This is a genomic window from Saccharopolyspora sp. (genome assembly GCF_017434145.1).
In the GTDB taxonomy this organism is placed as follows: Bacteria; Actinomycetota; Actinomycetes; order Mycobacteriales; family Pseudonocardiaceae; genus Saccharopolyspora_C; species Saccharopolyspora_C galaxeae.
On sequence record NZ_JAFRFW010000706.1, the window covers coordinates 1 to 4,585 of the forward strand.

Consider the following 4,585-nt stretch of genomic DNA (forward strand, 5'->3'; position numbering starts at 1 on the left):
CAGGGCGGTTCTGCTCGCCGCCGCGGCCTTGACCGCCGTCCTTGCCCTTGGCGCGCCCGCCGTCCTTGGCCTTGGCGCGGTCGCCGCCCTTCGCCTTGTCAGCACCGCGGTCGCCACCGCGTCCGCCGCCGGTGACGTCGTCGTCGAGCCGCAGCGTCAGCGAGATCCGCTTCCGCTGCACGTCCACGTCCAGCACCTTCACCGTCACCACGTCACCGGACTTGACCACGTCGTGCGGGTCGTTGACGAAGTTCTTCGACATCGCCGAAACGTGCACCAGGCCGTCCTGGTGCACGCCCACGTCGACGAACGCGCCGAACGCGGCCACGTTGGTGACCACGCCTTCCAGCCGCATGCCCGGTTCGATGTCGGTGACCTTCTCCACGCCTTCGGCGAACGTGGCGGTCTGGAACGTCGGCCGCGGGTCGCGCCCGGGCTTCTCCAGTTCGGCGAGGATGTCGGTGACGGTCGGCAACCCGACGGAGTCGTCGACGAACTCGGCCGGTGCGAGGCCCCGCAGCACCTTCGTGTTGCCGATCAGCGATCCCAGGTCGTCACCGGTCGATTCGAGGATCCGCCGCACCACCGGGTAGGACTCCGGGTGCACGCTGGAGGAGTCCAGCGGATCGTCCCCGCCGGGGATGCGCAGGAAGCCCGCGCACTGCTCGAACGCCTTCGGCCCGAGCCGCGCCACGTCCTTGAGCCCCTGCCGGGAGTGGAACGGCCCGATGTCGTCGCGGTGCGCGATGATGTTCTCCGCCAGCCCCGCGCCGATGCCGGAAACCCTGGTCAGCAGCGGTGCGGATGCGGTGTTGACGTCCACGCCGACCGCGTTCACGCAGTCCTCCACCACCGCGTCCAGCGAGCGCGACAGCTTCGACTCGGTCACGTCGTGCTGGTACTGGCCCACCCCGATCGACTTCGGGTCGATCTTGACCAGTTCCGCCAGCGGGTCCTGCAGCCGCCGCGCGATGGACACCGCCCCGCGCAGCGACACATCCAGCTCGGGCAGCTCGCGGGAGGCGTAGCTGGAGGCGGAATACACCGAGGCGCCCGCCTCGGACACCGAGATCTTGGTCAGCTTCAGCTCGGTGTGCCGCTTGATCAGCTCCCCGGCGAGCTTGTCGGTCTCCCGGGACGCGGTGCCGTTGCCGATCGCGACCAGCTCGACGTCGTGTTCCCGCGCCAGCCGCGCCAGCGTGTCGATCGCCTGGTCCCAGCGCTGCTGCGGCTTGTGCGGGTAGATCGTGTCGGTGGCGACCAGCTTGCCGGTGCCGTCGACGACGGCGACCTTCACGCCGGTGCGGTAGCCGGGGTCCAGGCCCATCGTGGCGCGGGTGCCCGCGGGCGCGGCCAGCAGCAGGTCCCGCAGGTTCGCGGCGAACACCCGAACCGCTTCTTCCTCGGCGTTCTGCCGCAGCCGCAGCCGCAGGTCGATGCCCAGGTGGGTCAGCACGCGGGTGCGCCAAGCCCAGCGCACCACGTCGTTCAGCCAGCGGTCCGCGGGCCGCCCCGCGTCGGTGATGCCGAAGCGGGCGGCGATAGCGCGTTCGTACTCGCTGGGACCGTCCGGCTCGGAGCCGTCGTCCGGCTCCAGCGACAGGTCCAGCACCTCTTCCTTCTCCCCGCGCAGCAGCGCCAGGATCCGGTGCGACGGCAGCGCGGTGAACGGTTCGCCGAACTCGAAGTAGTCGGCGAACTTCGCGCCCTCCTCCTGCTTGCCCTCCCGCACCCGGGAGCTCACCCGGCCCTGCTGCCACATCTTCTCGCGCAGCTCGCCGACCAGGTCGGCGTCCTCGGAGAAGCGTTCGACCAGGATCGCGCGGGCGCCTTCGAGAGCGGCGTCGGCGTCGGCGACCCCGTTGTCCGCGTCGACGTACTCGGCGGCGCGGGTCTGCGGGTCCTGCTGCGGGTCCGACAGCAGCAGGTCGGCCAGCGGCTCCAGACCGGCCTCGCGGGCGATCTGGCCCTTGGTGCGCCGCTTCGGCTTGTAGGGCAGGTAGATGTCCTCCAGCCGGGCCTTCGAGTCGGCGGCCAGCACCCGCGCGCGCAGCTCGTCGTCCAGCTTGCCCTGCGAGTCGATCGACTCCAGCACGGTGTTCCGGCGCTCTTCGAGCTCCCGCAGGTACCGCAGCCGTTCTTCGAGCGTGCGCAGCTGCACGTCGTCGAGCGCCCCGGTGATCTCCTTGCGGTAGCGGGCGACGAACGGCACCGTGGCGCCGCCGTCGAGCAGGTTCACGGCAGCGTCCACCTGCCGCTCCTGCACGCCGAGCTCCTCGGCGATCCGTTGATGCACAGCCGTCGTCACGATTTCCAACCGACCCTTCCTGATCGTCGCGGGGTCGTCGGCGGCATTCTGCCCGACCGCGCGAATCCGCCTGCCCGGGACACACGTCGGCGTGTCGGTCGCAGTGCCGTCCTCGCGCGCGAGTGCGGCTGTGACCTGCGGAATATCCTCATCGAGGGAGGTGGGCATGGAGTCGGCAACCACCGCGGGCGGCTCGATCAGCGGACTCCCGCCCGAGCCCGGGAGCTTCGTCGGCAGGCTCCGCGAACTCGCCGAAGCCCGCAGGCAGATGTACTTCGGGCGGCTGGTGACGCTGACCGGCCCCGGCGGCGTCGGCAAGAGCCGGCTGGCGCTGCGGCTGGCCCGCAAGGTCCGCCGCGCGTTCCCGGACGGTGTGCGGCGGGTCGACCTGGCCGCGTTGCAGGACCCCGAGCTGGTGCCGCAGACGGTCGCGGCCGTGTTCGGACTGCGCCCGAAAGCGGGCGATCCCACCGCCGACCTGCTCGAAGGGCTCAAGGACACCCGGCTGCTGCTGATCCTGGACGATTGCGACCACGTCTTGCAGGCCACCGCCCGATTCGTGCGCAACGTGCTGGCGGTGCCCTCCGAAGTGCGTTTGCTGGTGACCAGCCGCGAGCCGCTCGGCGTGGCGGGTGAGCGGGTGCTGCCGGTCGCGCCGCTTTCGGTGCCGCAGGGCGGTTCCACGCCGGCCTCGGTGCACGGCGACGTGTTCGCCGACGCGATCCGCCTGTTCGTCGATCGCGCCGCGGCGGTGCAGCCCGGGTTCGCGCTCGACGAGCACAACCGGGACACGGTGGTGCGGATCTGCCGCAGGCTGGACGGGATGCCGCTGGCGATCGAACTGGCCGCGGCGCAGCTGGCCGACTGCTCCCCGCGCGAGGTGCTGCGCAGGCTCGACGATCGGTTCAGCCTGCTGACCAGCGGCGATGATTCCTCCCGCAACGACGCCCTGGCGGAGTCGATCGGCTGGAGCTTCGGGTTGTGCACCGCCGACGAGCAGCTGCTGTGGGCGCGCCTGGCCGTTTTCATCGGCGGCTTCGACAGCGCCGCGGCCCAGGAGGTCTGCGCCTTCGGGCGGTTGTCCGCCCACCGGGTCGCGGAGCTGCTCGACGTGCTGGTCACCAAGTCGATCGTGTTGCGCGAGGAGCACGAGGGCCGCGCCTACTACCGCATGTTCGACAACATCCGGGAATACGGCCTGTCCCAGCTGCGCATGGCGGGCGAGGAGGATTCGCTGCGGGGGCGGCACCGGGACTGCTTCCACCGGCTGGCCGAGCGCTACAGCGCCGAGCAGTTCGGCCCGCAGCAACTCGAGTGGATCCAGCACATGATCCGGATTCACCCGAACATCCGCCAAGTGCTGGCCGCGGATCTGCGCGAGCCGGAATGGGCGGAGATGGCGGTGTGGACTTCCGTACTGCTGTGGCCGTACTGGTTCTCCGGGAACGCGTTGCGCGAGGGCTACGGGTGGTTGCGGCGTTCGCTGGAGCTGCTCACCGAGCGGACCGGACCCCGAGCGGTCGGTCTGTCCACCGCTGCATTCGTGGGCCTGCACCTGGGGGAGCTGGACGTGGCCCGCAGTTCGCTGGCCACTGCGGACGAGATCGCTGACGAGCTCGGCAGAACGGCACTGCGCACCCGGATCGGCATGGTGCACGGCATGGTGGCGATGTCCGAGGGACGGATGCGGGAGGCCGCCGACTTGCTGGAGCAGGCCGCGGCCGCGGAGAAGGTGGACGGCGATGCGTTCGGCTACGTCAATGCGATGATCCTGCTCTCCAGCGTCGCCTTCGTCTCGGGCGATCCGCGGGGCGCGACCGCCGCGGTGGAATGCCTGCGGTTGTGCGAGAGCAGCGGCGCGACGTGGACCAAGTGCTACGCGTTGTGGGTGGTGGCGCTGCACCGCTGGCTCGCCGGTGATCACCGGGAGGCGGCGTTGCTGGTGCAGCAAGCCGTCCGGTTGAACCGCTCGGCGCGGGACCTCAACGGGCTGGCGGTCTACCTGGACGTGCTGTCGTGGTGCACCACCGCGGCCGACCAGCCGCACCGCACCGCGCACCTGGCCGGGGCCGCGGACGCGCTGCGCCGGATCAGCGGTGGCCGGATGGGCGATTCGACCTACTTCGACGACTACAACGCCGCCGCCCTCGCCTGGGCGCGGCAAGCACTGGGCGGGCAGGAGCTCCAGGCGGCCTACGCGCGGGGAGCGGAGTGGACCCTCGAGGAGCTGTTCGCCTACGTGCTGGAGGAAGGCATCGGCCGCCCGGAACCGGCCCG

Annotated in this window: 2 protein-coding genes; one reads left to right on the forward strand and one right to left on the reverse strand. The window is 71.0% G+C overall.

The window, feature by feature from the left end; genetic code table 11:
• The coding region (locus IJH84_RS19300; RefSeq protein WP_295147066.1) for a Tex family protein at nucleotides 1-2,308 on the reverse strand (2,308 nt) is incomplete at its 3' end.
• A gap of 166 nt (nucleotides 2,309-2,474) precedes the next feature.
• On the opposite strand from IJH84_RS19300, the gene IJH84_RS19305 reads away from it, so the two are divergent.
• Nucleotides 2,475-4,585, forward strand: a 2,111-nt coding sequence (locus IJH84_RS19305) for an AAA family ATPase (protein ID WP_295147069.1), incomplete at its 3' end; no start/stop codon positions are given.